We start from the raw sequence: 21038 nt of genomic DNA on the forward strand, positions 1-21038 counted from the left end.
CCCCTTCAGACCCGGCCAAGGGCAAAGCCCTTGGCGATGTAGTTGCGCACGAAGTAGATGACGAGCGCGCCGGGAATGATCGTCAGCACGCCGGCGGCCGCCAGCACGCCCCAGTCCATGCCGGACGCCGAGACCGTGCGCGTCATCGTGGCGGCGATCGGCTTGGCGTCCGTCGTCGTCAGCGTGCGGGCGATCAGAAGCTCCACCCACGAGAACATGAAGCAGAAGAAGGCCGCCACCCCGATGCCGGAGGCGATCAGCGGCACGAAGATCCTGGCGAAGAAGCGCGGGAACGAATAGCCGTCGATATAGGCGGTCTCGTCGATCTCCTTGGGCACGCCCGACATGAAGCCTTCCAGGATCCACACCGCCAGCGGCACGTTGAACAGGCAATGCGCGATGGCCACCGCGATATGGGTATCGATCAGGCCGAAAGCGGAATAGAGCTGGAAGAACGGCAGCGCGAACACCGCCGGCGGCGCCATGCGGTTGGTGAGCAGCCAGAAGAACAGGTGCTTGTCGCCCAAAAACCGGTAGCGCGAGAAGGCATAGGCCGCCGGCAGCGCCACCGAAACCGAGATCACCGTGTTGAGCACAACGTAGATGATCGAGTTGACATAACCCGAATACCACGCCGGATCGGTGAAGATCACCGCATAGTTCCTGAGCGTCGGGTTCGCCGGCCACAACGATACCGACGTCATGATCTCCGTGTTCGTCTTGAAGCTCATGTTCACCAGCCAGTAGATCGGCAAAAGCAGGAACACGATGTAAAATGTCGGGACAAGCCACGAGAGGCTGCGTCGGGTGCGCACGCCCGCCCTGACATGCGTATCGCTGGAGGTTGCCTGAAGGGCGGTTGCGGTGGTTGCCTGTGAGGTCATGGTTTCCTCCCTCACGCCTGTTCATCGCTGCTGGTCATGACCGTGTAGAAGATCCACGACAGAAGCAGGATGATCAGGAAGTAGATGATGGACATGGCCGCAGCCGGGCCGAGGTCGAACTGGCCGATCGCCATCTTGACGAGGTCGATCGACAGGAACGTGGTGGAGTTGCCCGGACCGCCGCCCGTCACGACAAAGGGCTCGGTGTAGATCATGAAACTGTCCATGAAGCGCAGCAGGAATGCGATCAGCAGCACGCGCTTCATCTTCGGCAGCTGGATGTAGCGGAACACCGCCCAGCGCGAGGCGCCGTCGATCTTGGCGGCCTGGTAATAGGCTTCGGGAATGGAGACGAGGCCCGCATAGCACAAGAGAACGACAAGGCTCGTCCAGTGCCAGACATCCATGATGATGAGCGTCATCCAGGCATCGAAGATGTTGTTGACGTAATTGTAGCTGATACCGAGCGACACCAGCGCATGACCAAGCAGCCCGATATCGACGCGGCCGAAGACCTGCCAGATCGTGCCCACGACATTCCACGGAATGAGCAGCGGCAGCGCCATCAGGACGAGGCAGACGGGCACGCCCAGGCCCTTCTTCGGCATGTTGAGCGCAATCAGGATGCCGAGCGGGATTTCGATCGACAGAATGATGACGGAGAACAGCAGGTTGCGCCCAAGCGCCTGCCAGAAGCGATCCGATGCCATCACATCGGAAAACCAGCCCACGCCGTTCCAGAAGAACTGGTTGTTGCCGAACGTATCCTGCACCGAATAGTTCACGACCGTCATCAGCGGAATGACCGCCGAAAACGCGACCAGCAGCAGCACCGGCAGCACCATGAACCAGGCCTTGTTGTTCCAGGTCTTGTTCATGGTCAGCCCTCCCTGCCGACACGCCAGCTGTCGGCGTAGATGTTGATGGCGGCGGGATCGAAGGTCACGCGCGGCTCGGCGGGGATTTCGCCATCCTCCGGCACGACGATGGCAATCGGCTTGCCGGCGAACTCGGCACGCACGATCTTCTGGCGGCCGATATCCTCGACCTTGCTGATCGAGACCGGCATACCGTCACGCGAAAGCGCAATGAATTCCGGGCGGATGCCGAGTTCGGTTCTTGCGCCGGCGGCGACCGCCGGCCTGTAATCCAGCGTCAGCACTTGCCCGCCGACAGTCACGCTGCTTCCGTCAATGGCGGCCGGCAGCACGTTCATGCCGGGCGAGCCGATGAAATAGCCGACGAAGGTATGTTTCGGCTTCTCGAACAGTTCCGCCGGCGTGCCGATCTGCACGATCTGGCCGTCATACATGACGACGACCTTGTCGGCGAAGGTCAGTGCCTCGGTCTGGTCGTGGGTCACATAGACCATGGTGAAGCCGAACTGGCGGTGCAGCTTCTTGAGCTGCGAGCGCAGCTGCCACTTCATATGCGGGTCGATGACCGTCAGCGGCTCGTCGAACAGGATCGCGTTCACATCGTTGCGTACGAGGCCGCGGCCGAGCGAGATCTTCTGCTTCTGGTCGGCCGTCAGGCCGCGCGCCTTCTTCTTCGCCCAGCTGGCGAGATCGATCATCTCGAGGATCTCACGCACCCGGCGGTCGACTTCCGGCTCGGCCACGCCGCGATTGCGCAGCGGGAACGCCAGATTGTCGTAGACCGTCATCGTGTCGTAGATGACGGGAAACTGGAAGACCTGCGCGATATTGCGCTGCTGCGTCGACAGATGCGTGACATCCTTCCCATCGAACAGGATGCGGCCTTCGGAAGGCTGCAACAGCCCCGAGATGATGTTGAGCAGCGTGGTCTTGCCGCAGCCGGAGGGACCAAGCAACGCATAGGCGCCGCCGTCGTTCCACTCGTGATGCACTTCCTTCAGCGAATAGTCCGCCTCCGACTTCGGCTTTTCGCCGTAGGCGTGGCGGATATGATCGAGCGTGATACGTGCCATCGTGTCCTCCTCAGGCCGCCGCGGCCACGGGCTCGGCGATCGCCCCGCCATCCGCGCCGAAAGCCATCAGATGGCGCGTATCGACATGGACGGTGATCAGCGTATCCGGCTCGATATCGTGGATGCCCGGTGAGAGCATGACCCAATGGCTGCCCTCGAACTGGACGTAGATGAAGCTCTCGGAACCGGCGATCTCGGAGATCGCCGTGCGCGCCTGCAGGCTGGCCGACGCCGGGTTCTGGCTGGTGAGCGCAAGGTGGTGCGGATGGAACGCGATGGTGCAGGGACCGTCGGGCAACGCGGACAGATGCGCCGGCACCGGCAGTGCCGGCTTGCCGCCGACCTCGAACTGCCCGGCCTTCTTTATGACCTGCATCGTGTTGAGCGGCGGGTCGGCGAAGGTGCGGGCTGTCAGGAGATCGTTCGGCCGGCGATAGACGTCGATGGTGCGGCCGAATTGCGTGATGCGACCTTCGGACAGCGTCGCGGTGTTTCCCCCGAGCAGCAGCGCCTCGGAGGGTTCCGTCGTTGCATAGACGAAGATCGCGCCAGAGGCGGCGAAGATCTTCGGCAGCTCCAGGCGAAGCTCCTCGCGCAGCTTGTAGTCGAGATTGGCGAGCGGTTCGTCGAGCAGAACGAGGCTGGCATTCTTGACGATGGCGCGCGCCAGCGCCGTGCGCTGCTGCTGGCCGCCCGACAGGTTGAGCGGCGTGCGGTCGAGATAGGGTGTGAGCTTCAAGAGTTCGGCCGCCTTGCGCACCTCGCGATCGATGGTCGCCTTGTCGGCACCCTTGATGCGCATCGGCGAGGCGATGTTCTCGTAGACGGTCAGCGCCGGATAGTTGATGAACTGCTGGTAGACCATGGCGACGCCACGATCCTGCACGCGCACGCCCGTGACATCCTTGCCGTCGAACCACACCGAGCCCGCCGTCGGCTTGTCGAGCCCGGCCATCAGCCGCATCAGAGACGTCTTGCCCGACAAGGTCGGGCCCAGCAGCACGTTCAAAGAGCCGCGTTCGAGCACGAGATCGGTCGGGTGGATGTGCGTCTCCCCTCCCACAATCTTCGTGATGTTTTTCAGTTCAAGCATTCCTGTCTCCGTAGCTCTTCCCAGACACCGGATTAGGCGCTATCGCCGGGCGTTACCGCCCTTGCATATAGTCCTCCAGCACGGCCGCCTCGGCGGCCGAAATATGCAAGCCTCTCTTCGTTCGGCGCCACAGCACGTCCTCGGCGTGGCGTGCCCATTCCTCCTGCATCAACCAGCGCACTTCGGCCTCGTAGAGATCGCTGCCGAAATGCCGCCCCATGTCCTCCGTCGTCCGCGCATCGCCAAGCAGAGCCGATGCGCGCGTACCATACAACCGCACCAGCCGGCGCGCATGGGCAGGTTGCAGGAACGGAAAGCGCGCGGAAAGCGTCTTCACCTCGGCCTCGAAACCATCGACGTTGAAGTCGCCGCCGGGCAGGCGCGAATGCGCGGTCCAGCGTGCCCCCTTGACGCCGATGGCCTCACCGATCTTGTCCAGCGCGGCCTCCGCAAGCCGGCGGTATGTGGTAAGCTTTCCGCCGAAGATATTGAGCAACGGCGCCTGTCCGTCCGCGCCCTCCACCTTCAGCACATAGTCGCGGGTCGCCTCCTGCGCCTTGTTCGCGCCGTCGTCGAAGAGCGGGCGAACACCCGAATAGGTCCACACGATATCGTCGCGCACCACCGGTTCGGCGAAATACTCGCTTGCCGAGGCGCAGAGGTAATCGATCTCCTCGTCCGCGATGCGCACATCGCGCGGGTCGCCCTGGTAATCCCGGTCCGTCGTCCCGATCAGGGTGAACTCTTCCTGATAGGGGATGGCGAACATGATACGCCCATCCGGGTTCTGGAAGAAGTAGGCGCGGGGATCGGAGAATTTCTTCTTCACGACGATGTGGCTGCCCTGGACGAGGCGGACATTGTGCACGTCGTTGCGGCCGACGGCAGAGGACAGGACCCGGTCCACCCAGGGCCCGGCGGCATTGACCAGCATGCGCGCCTGCATCGTCTCGCGCGCGCCCGTCTCGGCATTCTCCGTCTCGACGACCCAGTGCCCGTTTTCCCGCCGCGCATTGACCACCGCGGTGGCCGTGCGGATATCGGCGCCACGATCGGCGGCGTCGCGGGCGTTCAGCACGACGAGACGGGCATCGTCCACCCAGCCGTCGGAATATTCGAAAGCCTTGCGGAAAAGCGTCTTCAGCGGCCGGCCGGCCGGATCCTTGGCGAGATCAAGCGTGCGCGTGGCCGGCAGCAGCTTGCGGCCGCCGATATAGTCATAGAGGAAAAGGCCGAGGCGGATGAGCCAGGCCGGACGCAGGCCGCCCTTCTGGAACGGCAGCACGAAGCGCATGGGCCAGATGACGTGCGGCGCCATGGCCCACAGCACCTCACGCTCCATGAGCGCCTCGCGCACCAGGCGGAATTCATAATGCTCGAGATACCGCAGCCCGCCATGAATGAGCTTGGTGGAGGCCGAAGACGTGCCCGACGCAAAATCCTTCATCTCCGCGAGCACGACCGAGTAGCCGCGGCCGGCGGCATCGCGCGCGATGCCGCAGCCGTTGATACCGCCGCCGATAACGAAAATATCGTGGATCACGTCGCCCTGCAAAACACCCTCCCATTTCGCATTGCACAAATTTGCGCATCTGCGAAAGCATGAAGAGTAGAAACGAAAATATTTCGAATGTCAAACGAATGCGGACTGAAATCGCTGGCCGCCGTCACTCCACGGCGGATGTCTCGATGAGGCGCACGTCGTTTTCCTGGCAGATTACCCGGATGTCCTCGAAGGGACAGCTGTCGGTGATGAAGGTGTTGACCTGCGAAAGATGGCCGATCCTCACCGGCGCCGTTCGTTCGAACTTCGTCGCGTCCGAAACGAGGATGACATGGCGGGCATTGGCGATGATCGCCTGCGCGACCTTGACCTCGCGATAGTCGAAGTCCAGCAGCGCCCCGTCCTGGTCGATTGCCGAGGCGCCGATGACGGCATAATCCACCTTGAACTGGCGGATGAAATCGACCGCCGCCTCCCCGACGATGCCGCCATCCGCGCCGCGCACGACGCCGCCGGCGATCACCACCTCGATCGAGGGATAGACGCGCAAGCGGTTGGCGACATTGATGTTGTTGGTGATGACCATCAATTCCTTGTGGTCGAGCAAGGCCTCGCCAACGGCTTCCGTCGTGGTGCCGATATTGATGAACAGCGAGGAATTGTCCGGGATCATCGCCGCGGCCGCACGGCCGATCGCCTGCTTTTCCGGCGCGGCGATGGAACGGCGCGCCTCGTATTTCACATTCTCGTTGCCGCTGGGAAACAGCGCGCCGCCGTGAATGCGCGTCAGCACCTTGTCGTCGCACAGGTCGTTGAGGTCCTTGCGGATCGTCTGCGGCGTCACCGAAAAGCGCGCGGCCAGATCCTCCACGAGCACACGACCCTCGGCCTTGGCGAGATCCACGATCTCCGCCTGTCGCCCTGTCAGAAACATGATGCTCCTCCCGATGCTTTCGTTTTCTTTCATCATATGCAAAAACGAACCCACATCAATTGACCCGCAATGCCTTCTTGGTCCGCGCGTCGCTTTTTGTGATACTGCCGGCACGCGTGATATCGGGAGGAAAGCGCATGTTTCATCCAGCCTTGTTCAAGGGCGCCAATGTCGTCGTTACCGGCGCGGGCCGTGGCATCGGGCTGGAGATCGCCCGGCAGTTCCTCGACTGCGGCGCGCGCGTGCTGCTGCATGGCGGCCGGGCCGCCGCCGGTCCGCTGCCCGATTTCCTGGAAAATGCCGTTGCGGAAGCACGCGCCCATATCGTCTATGCGGATTTCCTGGAGGAAGGCGGCATCGGTGCCCTTCTGGAGCGAGCCGACAGCCTGTTTCCCCACATCGATGTGCTGATCAACAATGCCGGTACGATGGTGGGCCGCTTCCCCGCCGCCGACCTCACCGATGAGCAATACGAAACCGTCGTGCGCCTCAACCAGACCTCGGTTGTCGAAGTGACCCGCGCACTCCTGCGCTCGCTGCGCCGCGCGCAGCATGCCGCAATCGTCAACACGGTGTCCATTTCAGCGCTGACCGGCGGCAGCCCGGGTTCGGCGATCTATTCCGCCACCAAGGCTTTCGTCTCCACCTATTCCAAGGCCCTGGCCCGCGAGCTTGCGCCCGACGGTATCCGCGTCAATTGCGTCTCGCCGGGCACCATCACCACCGACTTCCATTCGCGCTACTCGTCCACCGAGAAGCTGGAGGCGACGCGCAAGACGATCCCCTTGCAGCGGCTCGGCACGCCGGAAGATTGCGCGCCCGCCTACCTCTTCCTGGCGTCCAACGCCCTTTCGGGCTACGTCACCGGCCAGGTGCTGGAGGTGAACGGCGGCCAGCTCATCTGCTGACCGCGACGGCGATCACGCGTTGACGTCGATGACAACGCGGCCCTTCACCTTGCCGTCGAGTATCTGGTTTGCCAGGTCCGGCAGGTCGGAAAGCCTTCGCTCGACGACCATCGCTTCCAGCATCTCCATCGGCAGGTCAGTGGCGATGCGGTTCCAGGCCTCGACCCGCTGGTCATAGGGGCGCATGACGGAATCGATGCCGAGCAGGCTGACCCCGCGCAGCAGGAACGGAATGACGGTGAAGGAGGGCACGCCGGCACCAGCCGCCAGACCGACCGCGGCGACGGCACCGTCATATTTCATTTGCTTGAGGACGCGCGCCAGCATGTCCCCGCCCACGGCGTCGATGGCGCCGGCCCAGCGCTCCGATTCGAGCGGCTTGCCGTTTGCCTCAGCAAGCTCCGCCCGTTCGACGATGGTTTCCGCGCCGAGCGATTTCAGATAACCCGCCGTTTCGGGCCGGCCGGTGACGGCGGCGACCGAGTAACCGAGCCTCGCCAGCAGCGCGACGCCGACCGAGCCGACCCCGCCGGCAGCGCCAGTGACGAGAACTTCGCCCTTTAATGGCGAGACGCCCGCCTTTTCCAGCGCGATGACGGACAGCATGGACGTCAGTCCCGCCGTGCCGATCGCCATGGCCTGCCGTGTCGAAAGCGCGTCCGGCAGCGGCACCAGCCAGTCGGCCTTCACCCGCGCCCGCGTCGCATAGCCGCCCCACCAGACCTCACCGACCCGCCAGCCGGTCAGCACGACCCGGTCGCCCGGCCGGTAGCGCGGATCGTCGGACGTCTCGACCGTCCCGGCAAAATCCACGCCCGGCACATGCGGGAAGGTGCGCACAAGCCCGCCCTTGCCGTTGATGCACAGGCCGTCCTTGTAATTGAGCGTCGAATATTCCACCGCGACGGTCACGTCACCGTCGGGAAGCCGCGAATCGTCGAGCTCCTGGATCGAGGCGGTGACCGCGCCGTCACCGGCCTTCTCTACCAACAGTGCCTGAAACGTCATCGCATGCTCCTCCTGTTCGGTGCGTCATCGAGATATAGGACGCAGGGCATTGGTGCCGCCACTGTTCTTTTGTATCAAGGGGCGGGAGGCGCCGTTCGGACATGATCGACAAGCTCGAATATTTCATAGCGCTGGCGCGCGAACGGCACTTTGCCCGGGCTGCCGAAGAAATCGGCATCTCGCAGCCGACGCTTTCGGCCGCGATCCGCCAGCTGGAGGATCAGCTTGGCGTGATGCTCGTCGTGCGCGGCTCGCGTTTCCAGGGCCTGACGCCCGAGGGGCAGCGGGTGCTAGAATGGGCGCGTCGCATCGTCGGCGATACCCGCACCATGCGCGAGGAAATGCGCGCGGCGCGAAAGGGCCTCTCCGGCCATATCCGCCTTGCCGCCATTCCCACGACACTGTCGATGGTGCCGCGCATCACGGCGCCCTTTCAGGAGAAACATCCCGACGTCACCTTCTCCATCGTCTCGACCACCTCGATCAAGATCCTCGGGCTCCTGGAAAATCTCGAGATCGACGCCGGCCTCACCTATCTTGAGAACGAGCCGCTGGGTCGCGTGACGAGTGTGCCGCTGCTGCACGAGCACTATTGCCTCATCACGGCCAAGGGCAATCCCTTCTCGGATCGCGAAACTGTGACCTGGCAGGAGGCCGGGAGCGTTAGGCTTTGCCTATTGACCGCGGACATGCAGAACCGCCGCATTATCAACCGTCACTTCGCTGAAGCGGGGGTTGCGGTCGAACCGTCCCTTGAGGCGAATTCGATGATCGTGCTGTTCTCCCATGTGCGCACCGGCCGATGGTCGAGCATCATGCCGCGAAATGTCGCGAAATCGTTTGGATTTCCTGACGAAATCAGTATAGTTTCCCTTACCAACCCTGATCCGCACCACACGATCGGCCTGGTGGCCACGCATCGCGAGCCGTTCACGCCGCTCGTCTCCGCCCTGCTCCACGAAGCGCGCACGCTGGCCGAGAATGGCATGGATTGATAGAAATTTCCTATCGTTCAACGGCTTTGCTTTATTGACCACTCGCGTCACGGCTGAGAAGCTGTCGGAATAGTCCACGGGAATCGACAGGGTTCCGGTTCTCGTCGAGCAGTTTCAAGAGCATCGGCGCGCAGGAACCCCATATCTCCCGTGGTTCATTCGTGTCGGTTGGGAGGCCTGACCATGAATGTGCATGTCCTCGGCAGCGATGTCGAAACAAGAACGCTGGCTATCGTCGGCGACCTGAAGGGGCTTGAGGGGCCGCTTCTCCCCATCCTGCATGAGATCCAGGCGGAGTTCGGCTACGTCCCGCAGGAAAGCCTGCCGGTCATCGCCCGCGAACTGAACCTTTCGCGCGCCGAGGTGCACGGCGTCGTCACCTTCTATCACGATTATCGCGACCACCCCACCGGCAGGCACGTGCTGAAGCTCTGTCGCGCCGAGGCCTGTCAGTCGATGGGCGGTGACGCGCTCGCCGAGCGCGTCAAGTCGCTGCTCGGCATCGATTTCCACCAGACGACGCTGGATGGCGCAGTGACGCTTGAACCGGTCTACTGTCTCGGGCTCTGTTCCTGCGCACCCGCCGCCATGCTTGACGGCGAGGTGCATGGAAGGGTCGACGCCGAGCTTGCCAGGGAACTTGTCGCGGAGGCACGCCGATGACCATCACCATCTTCGTACCGCGGGATGCCGCTGCCCTGGCGCTGGGCGCAGACCGTGTCGCCACGGCAATCGCGCGCGAAATCGAAACCCGCGGCCTCGATGCCCGCATCGTGCGCAACGGCTCCCGCGGCATGCACTGGCTGGAGCCGCTGGTCGAGGTGCGCACGGAGAAAGGGCGCATCGCCTACGGACCGGTCAAACCTTCGGACGTGCCGTCGCTTTTCGAGGCGGGCTTCCTGCAAGGGGCCGATCATCCGCTCTGTCGCGGGCGGACGAAGGAGATACCGTTCCTCGCCCGCCAGACAAGGTTGACCTTCGCCCGCTGCGGCGTCACCGATCCGCTCTCGCTCGAGGAATACCGGCATTATCAAGGCATGAAGGGCCTGGAGAAGGCCGTGAGCATGCAGCCGGCCGACATCGTCCAGCAGGTCACCGATTCGGGCCTGCGCGGGCGCGGCGGCGCAGGCTTTCCGACCGGCATCAAATGGAAGACGGTTCTCGAGGCGCCGGGCGCGCAGAAATACATCGTCTGCAACGCCGACGAGGGCGATAGCGGCACCTTCGCCGACCGTATGATCATGGAAGGCGACCCCTTCGTTCTGATCGAGGGCATGGCGATCGCCGGCCTGGCAACCGGCGCGACGAAGGGCTTCATCTACACCCGTTCGGAATATCCCCACGCCATCGAGACCATGACCGCTGCCGTCGAGATCGCCCGTAAGGCCGGCATCCTCGGACCGTCGGTGCTGGGCTCCGGCAAGGCCTTCGACATGGAGGTGCGCGTCGGCGCTGGCGCCTATGTCTGCGGCGAGGAAACCGCGCTGCTCAACAGCCTCGAAGGCAAGCGCGGCATCGTGCGCGCCAAGCCGCCGCTGCCCGCCCTGCAAGGCTTCCTCGGCCGTCCCACCGTCGTCAACAACGTCATCTCGCTCGCCTCCGTGCCTGTGATCATGGATCGCGGCGCCGCGTTCTATCGTGATTTCGGCATGGGCCGCTCGCGCGGCACGATCCCGATCCAGATCGCGGGCAATATCAAGTATGGCGGCCTCTTCGAGACGGCCTTCGGCCTGACGCTCGGCGAGATCGTCGACGATATCGGCGGCGGCACCGCTTCCGGCCGGCCGGTCCGCGCCGTGCAGGTGGGCGGCCCGCTCGGCGCCTATTTCCCGCGCGCGCTGTTCGATACGCCCTTCGACTACGAAGCCTTCGCGGCCAGGGACGGCCTCATCGGCCATGCCGGCATCACCGTCTTCGACGACACCGTCGACATGCTGAAGCAGGCACGCTTCGCCATGGAGTTCTGCGCCGTGGAAAGCTGCGGCAAGTGCACACCCTGTCGCATCGGCTCGACGCGCGGCGTCGAGACGGCCGACAAGATCGCACAGGGCATCGAGGCCCAGAAGAACCGCGAACTGCTGGCCGATCTCTGCAACACGATGAAGTTCGGTTCGCTCTGCGCGCTCGGCGGGTTCACGCCCTACCCCGTGCTCAGTGCCATGAACCATTTTCCGGAAGACTTTTCGCCGGCGCCGATCGCCGAAGCAGCGGAGTAAGCCCATGCCTCTCGTTCCCGAAATCGATTACGGCACCCCCGCCTCCCGCTCGGAAAAGATGGTGACGCTCACCATCGACGGCAACGAAATCACCGTCCCCGAAGGCACGTCCATCATGCGCGCCTCGATGGAGGCCGGCATCCAGGTGCCGAAACTCTGCGCCACCGACATGGTGGATGCCTTCGGCTCCTGCCGGCTCTGTCTTGTCGAAATCGAAGGCCGCAACGGCACGCCGGCCTCCTGCACGACGCCGGTCGCACCCGGCCTCGTCGTCCACACCCAGACCGGCCGCCTGAAGGACATCCGCAAGGGCGTGATGGAGCTCTATATCTCCGATCACCCGCTCGACTGTCTCACCTGTGCGGCCAACGGCGACTGCGAATTGCAGGACATGGCCGGCGCCGTGGGCCTGCGCGACGTGCGCTACGGTTATGAGGGCGACAACCACGTCAAGGCGCGCAACAATGGCGAAGCAAACGCCCGCTGGATGCCGAAGGACGAATCCAACCCCTATTTCACCTACGACCCGTCCAAGTGCATCGTCTGTTCGCGCTGCGTGCGCGCCTGCGAGGAGGTCCAGGGCACCTTTGCGCTGACCATCGAAGGCCGCGGTTTCGACAGCCGCGTTTCGCCCGGCATGCACGAGCATTTCCTCGAATCCGAATGCGTTTCCTGCGGCGCCTGCGTGCAGGCGTGCCCGACGGCGACGCTGACCGAAAAGTCGGTGATCGAGATCGGCCAGCCGGAGCATTCCGTCGTGACGACCTGCGCCTATTGCGGCGTCGGCTGTTCCTTCAAGGCGGAAATGCGCGGCGAAGAACTCGTGCGCATGGTGCCGTGGAAGGACGGACAGGCCAATCGCGGCCATTCCTGCGTCAAGGGCCGCTTCGCCTATGGCTACTCGACCCACCGCGAGCGCATCCTCAACCCGATGATCCGCGAGAAGATCTCCGATCCCTGGCGCGAAGTGACCTGGGAAGAGGCCTACGCACATGTCGCCTCCGAGTTCCGCCGCATCCAGTACCAGTACGGCCGTGATTCCATCGGCGGCATCACCTCGTCGCGCTGCACGAACGAGGAAACCTTCCTCGTCCAGAAGCTCATCCGCGCCGGCTTCGGCAACAACAACGTTGATACCTGCGCCCGCGTCTGCCATTCGCCCACGGGCTATGGCCTCGGCCAAGCCTTCGGCACGTCTGCCGGCACGCAGAACTTCGACAGCGTCGAATTCACCGACGTCGTCATCGTCATCGGCGCCAACCCCACAGATGCCCACCCCGTCTTCGGCTCGCGCCTCAAAAAGCGCCTGCGCAAAGGCGCCAAGCTCATCGTCATCGATCCGCGCCGCACGGAGCTCGTGTCGTCGCCGCATATCAAGGCATCCTACCACCTGCCGCTGAAGCCCGGCACGAACGTTGCCGTCGTCACCGCGCTCGCCCATGTCATCGTGACGGAGGGCCTGTGCGACGAGGCGTTCATCCGCGAGCGGTGCGACTGGTCGGAATTCGAGGACTGGGCGTCCTTCGTCGCCGAACCGCGCCACAGCCCCGAGGAAACGGAAGCCTTCACCGGCGTTCCGGCCGAAGCGCTGCGCGGCGCAGCCCGCCTCTTCGCCACCGGCGGCAACGGCTCGATCTATTACGGTCTCGGCGTTACCGAACACAGCCAGGGCTCGACCACGGTCATGGCCATCGCCAACCTCGCCATGGCGACCGGCAATATCGGCCGTCCCGGCGTGGGCGTGAACCCGCTGCGCGGCCAGAACAACGTGCAGGGCTCGTGCGACATGGGCTCGTTCCCGCACGAACTGCCCGGCTATCGCCACATCTCCGACGACGCGACTCGCGATATCTTCGAGAAGCTGTGGGGCGTGAAGCTCAACAACGAGCCGGGCCTGCGCATTCCCAACATGCTGGATGCCGCCGTCGAGGGCACGTTCAAGGGCATCTACATTCAGGGCGAGGATATCCTCCAGTCCGACCCGGACACCAAGCACGTCGCTGCCGGGCTGGCTGCGATGGAATGCGTCGTCGTGCAGGACCTGTTCCTCAACGAGACCGCGAACTACGCCCATGTCTTCCTGCCGGGTTCCACCTTCCTGGAAAAGGACGGCACCTTCACCAATGCGGAGCGCCGCATCAACCGCGTGCGCCGCGTCATGACGCCGAAGAACGGCTATGCCGACTGGGAGGTCACGCAGAACCTCGCCAAGGCCATGGGCCTCGACTGGACCTACACGCATCCTTCCGAGATCATGGACGAGATCGCCGCAACGACGCCGAGCTTCGCGCTGGTGTCCTATGATTATCTCGACAAGGTAGGCTCCGTGCAGTGGCCCTGCAACGAGAAGAACCCGCTCGGCTCGCCGATCATGCATACCAACGGCTTCGTCCGCGGCAAGGGTAAGTTCATCCGCACGGAATATGTCGCCACCGATGAGAAGACCGGTCCGCGCTTCCCGCTGCTGCTCACCACCGGCCGCATTCTCAGCCAGTACAATGTCGGCGCCCAGACACGACGCACCGACAACGTCACCTGGCATGAGGAGGACCGGCTGGAGATCCATCCGCACGATGCCGAGAACCGCGGCATCCGCGAGGGTGACTGGGTGCGGCTCTCCAGCCGCGCCGGCGACACGACGCTTCGCGCACTCATCACCGATCGCGTCGCACCGGGCGTCGTCTACACGACCTTCCACCACCCGACGACGCAGGCAAACGTCATCACCACCGATTTCTCGGACTGGGCGACGAACTGCCCCGAGTATAAGGTGACGGCCGTGCAGATCTCGCCGTCGAACGGACCGTCCGACTGGCAGGTCGAATATGACGAGCTCGCCCGCCGGTCGCGCCGCATCAAGGGCAAGCTGGAGGCGGCGGAATAGGATCGAGCGTGCCCGAGTTCCCAACCACCACGAAGGTCCGCGAGACCGCCCGGCGCAACGGGCGGCTCTCTGACGGCGAACGTTTCGTTCCCGAGGAGACGCCGATCGCCTTCTCCTATGCCGGCTCGACCCACGCCGTCATGATGGCGACCCCGGCGGACCTGGAGGATTTTGCCGTCGGCTTCAGCCTGACCGAAGGCATCATCACCGACCCGGCGGAAATCGAGACGATCGACGTGGAGGCCGAAGACAAAGGCATCGACCTGCAGATCCGTCTTTCGGACGAACAGAACGACGCGCTCGTCGCCCGCCGCCGGCACATGGCGGGGCCCGTGGGTTGCGGCCTCTGCGGCATCGAATCGATCGAACAGGCCGTCCGCACGACGCCGTCCGTGCGTGCGTCTACGCTTACACTTTCGGAAGACGACGTGGTGGAGGCCGTGCGGCTGCTCAACGGCCAGCAACCGCTGCACATGGCGACGCGCGCCGTTCACGGCGCAGGCTTTTATGTGCCGGGTAAAGGGCTCATCGCCGTTAGGGAGGATGTCGGCCGTCACAACGCGCTCGACAAGCTGGTCGGCGCGGCGCGACGGGCGGGCCATGCCGGACATGCGGGCGCGGTGGTCGTGACGAGCCGCGTCTCCGTGGAGATGGTACAGAAGACGGCGATCATCGGCAGCCCCTTCATCATCGCCATCTCCGCACCGACGGCGCTCGCCATCCGCACGGCGGAGGACGCGGGCATGACGCTGATCGCATTGGTGCGCGGCGACGAATTCGAGATTTTTACCGGTGCGGACCGCATCGGTACCGGCGCCGAGCGGCGCCTGGGCAATGGCTAGGAGACGGACCATGTCGGAAGGCAACAAGATCGTGCGCATGGCGAACCAGATCGCCACCTTCTTCCACTCCCAGCCGGCAAGCGAAGGCCCGAACGGCGTGGCGAACCACATCAACAAGTTCTGGGAACCGCGCATGCGCCGGCAGCTCTTCGACCTCATCGACAACCATGGCGGTGGAGGCCTCGACAGCCTCGTGCTGGAGGCCGCGCCGCTGATCCGTCGCCCCCCGCCGGCTGAAGTGCCGCCCGCGCAGGCCGCGGCACCGGCAGCGCCCTGATATCGAGCGCAACGCCCGGCGCCTCGGCCGGGCGTCCCCTGCACAGCGATCAGAACTCTTCCCAATCGGCGGCCGCCTGAACCGCCGAGCTCTGTGATGCCCGCATCGTGCGCGCCACGGCATGAAGCTGAGCGACAGGCGCCGGCAATGACGTGCGTTGCGCCTGGCTTACGGTTTCCGCCAGGCGGAAGCGGCGGATGAGGCCATGAAGCGCATCCGCCTCACGCGCCATGGCGTGGCTGGCGGCCGTGCTCTCCTCCACCATCGCCGCGTTCTGCTGCGTCGCCTGGTCCATCGCGTTGACGGCCTGATTGATCTCGCGAAGCCCCGTCGACTGCTCGCGCGATGCTTCCACGATGGCAACGACATTCGTGTGGACCTCGAGCACCTGTGCCAGGATCTCGCGCAGGGTCCGCCCCGTCTCGTCGACGAGTGACACACCGTTCTTCACCTGCTCGCCCGACGTCGTGATCAGTGCCTTGATGTCCTTTGCGGCACTGGCCGAACGCTGCGCGAGCTCACGCACTTCCTGTGCGACGACGGCAAAGCCCTTGCCGGCCTCGCCTGCCCGCGCCGCCTCCACCCCGGCATTGAGCGCCAGCAGGTTGGTCTGGAAGGCGATATCGTCGATGACGCCGATGATGCTGGAAATCTCGCGCGAGGACTGCTCGATCTGGCCCATGGCGTCGATCGCGCGCTTGACGACCTCGCCGGATTTTTCGGCACCCGCCCGGGTCTGCCCGACCAGGCTGCCGGCTTCATCGGCCCGCCGGCTCGAATCGCTGACCGTCGTCGTGATCTGGTCGAGCGCGGCAGCGGTTTCCTCGACGGAAGCCGCCTGTCGTTCCGTGCGCCTGGCCAGGTCGTCCGCTGCCGAACGGATCTGCTGCGCGCCCGAGGCGATGGCGTTCGCATTGGTTTCAACCGTCCGCATTGCCGCATGAAGACCGGCAACGGCCGCGTTGAAGTCGCTGCGCACCTTTTCCATCGAGGGAACGAAGGGCATGGCGAGATGCTGCGTAAGGTCGCCTTCCGCGAGCGCCTTGAGCGCGCCGCCAAGCGCATTGATCGCCGACATGCGCTCCGTGACGTCGGTTGCGAACTTGACGACCTTGTAGACCCGGCCGTTCAGATCCCGGATCGGGTTATAGGCCGCCTGGATCCAGATCTCCTTGCCGCCCTTGCCGTAACGCACGAACTCGCTGGAGATGAAATTTCCCGCCGCGAGGCTCTTCCAAAAATCGGCATAGGCAGGCGTCTGCGCATAGGCGGGGTCGCAGAACATGCGATGGTGTTTCCCGACGATCTCCGCCAGATCATAACCCAGCCCGGCACAGAAGTTCTCGTTGGCATGCAGGATTTCGCCGGTGGGCGTGAATTCGATGACCGCCTGGGAGCGCGAGATCGCATCGAGCTTGCTCGCGTCCTCCGCAGCACGGATTTTTGCAAGCGTGATATCCGTCGCGAACTTGACCACCTTGTAGGGCTTGCCGCCCCGAAAGACCGGATTGTACGACGCCTGGATCCAGATCTCGCTGCCGTCCTTGCGCAGACGCTTGTAGCTGCCGGAATCATACTCTCCACGCCCAAGGCGCATCCAGAACTGCCGGTAGTCGTCGCTGGCCGTATGCGCGGCGTCGCAGAACATCCGGTGATGCTGACCGACGATCTCTGCCAGATCGTAGCCGAGCGCCGTGCAGAAGTTTTCGTTGGCAGTCAGAACATTGCCGGCGAGATCGAACTGTATCACGGCCTGCGAACGCGACAGGGCGTCGATGATATGGCTCGAATCCGTAAACCTTGTGAAAGAAATCATGACCTGTCCCCATATGTGACGGCCACGGCCTTTGGTGATTGCCGCGTGGCGATCGTCGGTTGCGGGAGTGGTGGCATGATCTCCGCCATGCATTGGCCTCCCTGAACGCAGTCCTCGCAGAAAACCCCCATCGCAAGCAAAGACTGCACAATCAAAGATAGAGTCGCTTCATTAAAAATTGATAAAAATGAAAATGACTGTTTTTTGGGGCCATATATTACAGTGACTTAATCAAGAAATCATAAGCGCTGACTGACGTTACGTAAGCAGACGTCGCCGCCGCCAATGCGGAACTATCTCATAGGTTGCATTGGCGAAGCATAAAAAAGACCGCCACACCGGGGTGTGACGGCCTTCCCGATTGTGGGGATGTGCGGCCGGTCAGGCTGCCATATCATCCATGTCACGTTCCTTGAACATGCGCGCAAGGTTCAGGAAGCAGATCATGCCGTTCTCATGGGCGATGATGCCTTCCGCATAGACCTTGTCGAAGGAGGTCGTCACTTCCGGCACCGGCTGGATCTGCTCGCTGCGAATGGTGAGGATATCGGAGACACGGTCGACGACGAGGCCGACGACCATATTGTGCACTTCGGCAACGACGATCGCGCTGCGCTCATTGGCTTCCGTGCTCTTCATGCCGAGCTTGTGGGCGAGATCGATGATCGGGATCACCGTGCCGCGCAGGTTCATCACGCCGATGACATCCGGCGGCGAATGCGGGATCGGCGTGGACGGCGCCCAGCCGCGGATTTCGCGGATCGTGGTCGTCTTCACGCAGAATTCCTGGTCATGCAGACGGAATGCGATGATTTCGAGCGTATCGCCGGTAAAGCCGGTCGTCTTGATGGAGGTCATCGGGATCTTCCCAGTTGGAGCGACGAATTGACCGATCCTATGCACACCCTGGTTAAAATCTTTCCAACATCCGTCGCGACCAGAAAAAAGGCCCCGCGTCGCAGGGCCTTTCTTTCGTCTATCGGACTGGGTGCTCAGGTGCGCAGCACGGCCTCGAACTGCTCCAGCGCCCAATCGACCTGATCGCCGGTGATGACGAGCGGCGGGGCAATGCGGATGGTGTCGCCATGCGTATCCTTGGCAAGAATGCCGCGCTCCTTCAGTGCCTCGCAATATTTGCGCGCGCCGCCGGCCGCGGGATCGAGCTCGACCGCCAGCATCAGGCCGCGGCCGCGCACCTCCCTGATGATATTGGAGCGGATGCCCTTGAGCCCGGCCTGGAAGCGTTCGCCCATGCGCGCGGAATTGCCGATCATATCTTCCTCGACAAGCACCTTCAAAGCCGCGCGTGCGATGGCGCAGGCGAGTGGATTGCCGCCGAAGGTCGAGCCGTGCTGCCCGGGCTTGAGCACACCCAGCACCTCGCTGTTCGAAAGCACCGCCGAGACCGGATAGAAACCGCCGGACAGCGCCTTGCCGACCAGCGTGACATCCGCCTCGATGCCCTCATGCTCTTCTGCCAGCAGCTTGCCGGTGCGGCCGAGCCCCGTCTGGATCTCGTCCAGGATGAGCGTGATGCCGTGCTGCGTGCAAAGCTCACGGACCGACGTGAAATAGCCGGCCGGCGGGATCAGCACGCCCGCCTCGCCCTGGATGGGCTCGATGAGGAAGGCCACCGTGTTTTCGGTGATCGCGTTGCGGAAGGCATCAATATCGCCGAAGGGCACGTGGCGGAAGCCCGGCGCGAAGGGGCCGAAGCCGATGCGCGCGTCCGGATCCGTGGAGAAGCCGACAATGCCCATGGTGCGACCGTGGAAGTTGTTGGCGCAGACGATGATCTCGGCCTGGCCCTCCGGCACGCCCTTCACCTCATAGCCCCATTTGCGCACCGCCTTGACGGCGGTCTCGACCGCTTCCGCACCGGAATTCATCGGCAGCACCTTGTGCGAACCGGTGAGCGCGGCGATCTCTTCGTAGAAATGCGCAAGCTGGTCGTTGCGGAAGGCGCGGGAGGTCAGGGTGAGCTTCTGCGCCTGCTCCACCATCGCCGCCAGGATCTTCGGGTGGCAATGCCCCTGGTTGACAGCCGAATAGGCCGAAAGGCAATCCATATACCGATTGCCGTCGACATCCCAGACATGCACGCCCTCGCCCCGCGACAGCACCACGTCGAGCGGCTTGTAGTTATGGGCGCCGAGGCGATGTTCGGTTTCGATCAGGCTGGCGGTCGACGGTGACATTGTATCCCTCCGGTTTCAGGCGCTACGGGTCGGCCGGTCGAGAATCCGGCGGCCGAAAAGACTTGCGGTCAGTTCGACGAGAATGCGGGCGCTCTTGCCGCGGTCGTCGAGGAAAGGGTTGAGCTCGACGAGATCGAGCGAGGAGACGAGCCCGCTGTCGCAGAGCATCTCCATGATCAGATGGGCCTCGCGGAAAGTCGCGCCACCGGGCACCGTCGTGCCGACGCCGGGCGCGAGATCCGGATCGAGAAAATCGACGTCGAGGCTCACATGCAAGAGGCCGTTTGCCGCGCGGATGCGGGCGATGATGTCGTGCATGATATGCGCCATGCCGATCTCGTCGACCGCCCGCATGTCGAAGACATTGACGCCATGCTCGGAGATTTCCTCGCGCTCGCGCGCATCGACGGAGCGGATACCGACCTGAAAGACATTCTTCGGATCGACCAGGGGGCGTCCCGCCTCGAGGATGGGCGCAAACTCCGCCTCACCGCAGAAGAAGGCAACCGGCATGCCGTGCATGTTGCCGGAGGGCGAGCTCGCCGGCGAATTGAAGTCGGCATGGGCATCCAGCCAGAGCACGAACAGCGGACGGCCGAGATCGGCGGCGTGACGGGCCATGCCGGAGACGGACCCCATGGACAGCGCATGGTCGCCGCCGAGGATCAGCGGAAACCGGCCGTTATGCGCGGCATCGTAGACGGCGGTATCGAGCGCGCGCGCGAAGGCGGCGACGACCTGCAGGTTGTTGGCCTTCGGATGGTTTGCGAGGTCGCGCGCCGGAACGGGCCGCAGGTCGCCCTCGTCGGTGACCGTATGCCCGAGGTCGCGCAGGGTCGAATCGACGCCCGCGATGCGCAGGGCCGTCGGGCCCATGGACGCGCCGCGCCGGCCGGAACCTTCTTCAAGAGGCGCGCCGATCAGCGCGATATGCGTGTTGTTGTCAGCCATGATTTCCCCGCGAATGCGTGAAGCCGGTTTGCCCCGGTTTTGAGTGATTATCACCGGTCACGCTGTTGGCAAAAAGAGGGAAAACTGACAAATAGAACCGTTGGATCAGCATTTTGCCAAGTATGGATCGACACAATGATAAGTCTCGATGATCTCGACCACGCCCTGATCAGCGCCTTGCGCCACAATGCGCGCACACCGGTCTCCTCGCTCGCCGCGATGACCGGCGCCTCGCGTGCAACGGTTGCCGCACGGATCGAACGGCTCGTTTCCTCCGGCACGATCGCCGCCTTCACCATCAAGACCGGTGCGGAGCTGACGGGCAGCGGCGTGCGCGCCATCGTGATGATCGAGGTCCATGGCAAGATGGCCGACCGCGTTGCAGCGCAGCTCCGCGGCCTGCCGCAGGTCCGCGCGCTTCACTCGACCAATGGCCGCTGGGATTTCATCGCCGAACTCGAAGATCGCGATCTCGGCACTTTCGACGAAACACTGCATCGTATCCGTCTGATCGACGGCATCAACGGCACCGAAACCAACATCCTCCTCAAGACGACGAAGAATGCCTTCGCCTGAG

19 protein-coding genes are annotated in these 21038 nt (G+C 63.7%); 8 read left to right on the plus strand and 11 right to left on the minus strand.

The window, feature by feature from the left end:
• Positions 1 to 5: 5 nt before the first annotated feature.
• The 6 genes from K6301_RS13015 to K6301_RS13040 form a co-directional block, all read right to left on the minus strand.
• On the minus strand, positions 6 to 884 hold the full coding sequence (locus K6301_RS13015; protein ID WP_247217500.1) for a carbohydrate ABC transporter permease: 879 nt from the start codon (positions 882 to 884) through the stop codon (positions 6 to 8).
• A gap of 11 nt (positions 885 to 895) precedes the next feature.
• Positions 896 to 1762 (minus strand): carbohydrate ABC transporter permease, encoded by an 867-nt coding sequence (locus K6301_RS13020; protein WP_241947921.1) that lies wholly within the window; start codon positions 1760 to 1762, stop codon positions 896 to 898.
• 2 nt (positions 1763 to 1764) lie between these two features.
• Positions 1765 to 2835: an ABC transporter ATP-binding protein gene (locus tag K6301_RS13025; RefSeq protein ID WP_247217502.1), complete on the minus strand. Its 1071-nt coding sequence runs from the start codon at positions 2833 to 2835 to the stop codon at positions 1765 to 1767.
• A gap of 10 nt (positions 2836 to 2845) precedes the next feature.
• Positions 2846 to 3928, minus strand: a complete 1083-nt coding sequence (locus K6301_RS13030) for an ABC transporter ATP-binding protein (protein ID WP_247217504.1) — start codon at positions 3926 to 3928, stop codon at positions 2846 to 2848.
• A 52-nt stretch (positions 3929 to 3980) separates the two neighbouring features.
• Positions 3981 to 5483, minus strand: coding sequence for a glycerol-3-phosphate dehydrogenase (gene glpD / locus K6301_RS13035; RefSeq protein ID WP_247217506.1), 1503 nt, complete (start codon positions 5481 to 5483; stop codon positions 3981 to 3983).
• A gap of 112 nt (positions 5484 to 5595) precedes the next feature.
• Positions 5596 to 6366, minus strand: coding sequence for a DeoR/GlpR family DNA-binding transcription regulator (locus K6301_RS13040; RefSeq protein WP_247217508.1), 771 nt, complete (start codon positions 6364 to 6366; stop codon positions 5596 to 5598).
• Positions 6367 to 6503: 137 nt separating this feature from the next.
• Between K6301_RS13040 and K6301_RS13045 the strand changes: the two genes are divergently transcribed.
• On the plus strand, positions 6504 to 7274 hold the full coding sequence (locus K6301_RS13045; protein ID WP_247217510.1) for an SDR family NAD(P)-dependent oxidoreductase: 771 nt from the start codon (positions 6504 to 6506) through the stop codon (positions 7272 to 7274).
• Positions 7275 to 7286: 12 nt separating this feature from the next.
• On the opposite strand, the gene acuI is transcribed toward K6301_RS13045, so the two are convergent.
• Complete coding sequence (gene acuI, locus K6301_RS13050) at positions 7287 to 8282, minus strand: acrylyl-CoA reductase (NADPH) (protein ID WP_247217511.1); 996 nt, start codon at positions 8280 to 8282, stop codon at positions 7287 to 7289.
• A gap of 101 nt (positions 8283 to 8383) precedes the next feature.
• Here acuI and K6301_RS13055 point away from each other — a divergent pair, with 101 nt between their 5' ends.
• The 6 genes from K6301_RS13055 to K6301_RS13080 all read left to right on the plus strand — a co-directional run bounded on the left by K6301_RS13055 (position 8384) and on the right by K6301_RS13080 (position 15496).
• The gene (locus K6301_RS13055) at positions 8384 to 9277 is read left to right on the plus strand and encodes a LysR family transcriptional regulator (protein ID WP_247217512.1); all 894 of its coding nucleotides are present in this window, start codon (positions 8384 to 8386) and stop codon (positions 9275 to 9277) included.
• A 183-nt stretch (positions 9278 to 9460) separates the two neighbouring features.
• Positions 9461 to 9940, plus strand: coding sequence for a formate dehydrogenase subunit gamma (locus tag K6301_RS13060; protein WP_247217513.1), 480 nt, complete (start codon positions 9461 to 9463; stop codon positions 9938 to 9940).
• A complete protein-coding gene (locus K6301_RS13065) occupies positions 9937 to 11493 on the plus strand; it encodes a formate dehydrogenase beta subunit (protein ID WP_247217514.1) in 1557 nt (518 codons plus the stop codon). Before K6301_RS13060 ends, K6301_RS13065 begins: the two co-directional genes overlap by 4 nt.
• A gap of 4 nt (positions 11494 to 11497) precedes the next feature.
• Positions 11498 to 14377, plus strand: coding sequence for a formate dehydrogenase subunit alpha (gene fdhF / locus K6301_RS13070; RefSeq protein WP_247217515.1), 2880 nt, complete (start codon positions 11498 to 11500; stop codon positions 14375 to 14377).
• An 8-nt stretch (positions 14378 to 14385) separates the two neighbouring features.
• Positions 14386 to 15219 carry a formate dehydrogenase accessory sulfurtransferase FdhD gene (gene fdhD, locus K6301_RS13075; RefSeq protein ID WP_247217516.1) on the plus strand — a complete coding sequence of 278 codons (834 nt, stop codon included), beginning with the start codon at positions 14386 to 14388 and terminating at the stop codon, positions 15217 to 15219.
• 10 nt (positions 15220 to 15229) lie between these two features.
• Positions 15230 to 15496 (plus strand): formate dehydrogenase subunit delta, encoded by a 267-nt coding sequence (locus K6301_RS13080; protein WP_247217517.1) that lies wholly within the window; start codon positions 15230 to 15232, stop codon positions 15494 to 15496.
• 49 nt (positions 15497 to 15545) lie between these two features.
• Here the strand turns inward: K6301_RS13080 and K6301_RS13085 are convergent, their stop codons facing one another.
• The 4 genes from K6301_RS13085 to rocF all read right to left on the minus strand — a co-directional run bounded on the left by K6301_RS13085 (position 15546) and on the right by rocF (position 20461).
• Positions 15546 to 17312, minus strand: a complete 1767-nt coding sequence (locus K6301_RS13085; protein ID WP_247217519.1) for a methyl-accepting chemotaxis protein — start codon at positions 17310 to 17312, stop codon at positions 15546 to 15548.
• A gap of 381 nt (positions 17313 to 17693) precedes the next feature.
• Positions 17694 to 18170: a chemotaxis protein CheW gene (locus K6301_RS13090; protein WP_134651395.1), complete on the minus strand. Its 477-nt coding sequence runs from the start codon at positions 18168 to 18170 to the stop codon at positions 17694 to 17696.
• Positions 18171 to 18304: 134 nt separating this feature from the next.
• Positions 18305 to 19510, minus strand: coding sequence for an ornithine--oxo-acid transaminase (rocD, locus tag K6301_RS13095; RefSeq protein WP_247217521.1), 1206 nt, complete (start codon positions 19508 to 19510; stop codon positions 18305 to 18307).
• A gap of 15 nt (positions 19511 to 19525) precedes the next feature.
• The gene (gene rocF, locus K6301_RS13100) at positions 19526 to 20461 is read right to left on the minus strand and encodes an arginase (RefSeq protein WP_247217523.1); all 936 of its coding nucleotides are present in this window, start codon (positions 20459 to 20461) and stop codon (positions 19526 to 19528) included.
• A 135-nt stretch (positions 20462 to 20596) separates the two neighbouring features.
• On the opposite strand from rocF, the gene K6301_RS13105 reads away from it, so the two are divergent.
• Positions 20597 to 21037: an Lrp/AsnC family transcriptional regulator gene (locus K6301_RS13105; protein WP_134651389.1), complete on the plus strand. Its 441-nt coding sequence runs from the start codon at positions 20597 to 20599 to the stop codon at positions 21035 to 21037.
• Position 21038 lies beyond the last annotated feature (1 nt).

It is taken from the genome of Shinella oryzae, from assembly GCF_023038235.1.
Lineage (GTDB): Bacteria > Pseudomonadota > Alphaproteobacteria > Rhizobiales > Rhizobiaceae > Shinella > Shinella sumterensis.